This is a genomic window from Sporanaerobium hydrogeniformans, from assembly GCF_002735925.1.
Lineage (GTDB): Bacteria > Bacillota > Clostridia > Lachnospirales > Cellulosilyticaceae > Sporanaerobium > Sporanaerobium hydrogeniformans.
In genome coordinates, this window is the sequence record NZ_PEDL01000056.1 from 1 (window position 1) to 845 (window position 845).

The following is an 845-nucleotide window of genomic DNA, read 5'->3' on the forward strand; positions in this document are numbered from 1 at the left end:
AAATAACTTATTTATTAGATAGGGGGTGTGGGTTTGGGAGCATTAAAGTGGCCAGGTGCCAAATGGAGTATAGCTGATAAGATAGTGCAGCTACTTCCGCCACATAAGATATATCTTGAACCATTCTTTGGGTCCGGAGCAGTGTTTTTTTCAAAGACCCCATGTAATACAGAAGTAATAAATGACCTAGATGGTGATATAGTAAACCTTTTTAAATGCATAAGAGATTATCCGGAAGAATTGGCCCGACTTATAGAACTTACTCCATACAGTAGGCAGGAATATAAAGAATCATACAATCGGGAAGGAACCGGATTGGAGAGAGCGAGACAATTTGTTATCCGTTGCAATATGGCTAGAGCTGGGATGCAATATTATAGTTCAAGTTGGAGACACGCAGGTCCGGTACTTGGAGCAACTTGTAAACAGCGGGTTACCGGAGCATGGAACAAAGTTCCGGAGCAGATATTGGAATCAGCTAAAAGGCTGAAAGATGCAGAAATAGAGAATACAGATGCTTTGGACCTAATAAAAAAGTATAACAGAGAAGATTGTCTTATATATGTTGACCCACCGTATTTACTAAGTACCAGGAGACAGAGATATTACAATGTTGAAATGGAAACAGAAGAACAGCATGTTAAATTACTTGAAGCCCTAAAAGAACATTCAGGACCTGTGATATTAAGTGGCTATGACGCAGGACTATACAATGACGTACTTAGTGGGTGGACTAAGTATGAAATAAATGCACAAGCCGAACAAGGTAAACGAAGAATAGAAGTTATATGGTCTAACGTAAAGGGTACACAAATCACATTGTTTGAGTAATAAAATTAGTTTTT

General features: G+C 38.6%; 1 protein-coding gene. It reads left to right on the top strand.

All coding sequences use genetic code 11. From position 1 onward, the window contains the following. The first annotated feature begins 33 nt into the window (after positions 1–33). Positions 34–831 carry a DNA adenine methylase gene (locus CS063_RS17360; protein ID WP_099450916.1) on the top strand — a complete coding sequence of 266 codons (798 nt, stop codon included), beginning with the start codon at positions 34–36 and terminating at the stop codon, positions 829–831. Positions 832–845 lie beyond the last annotated feature (14 nt).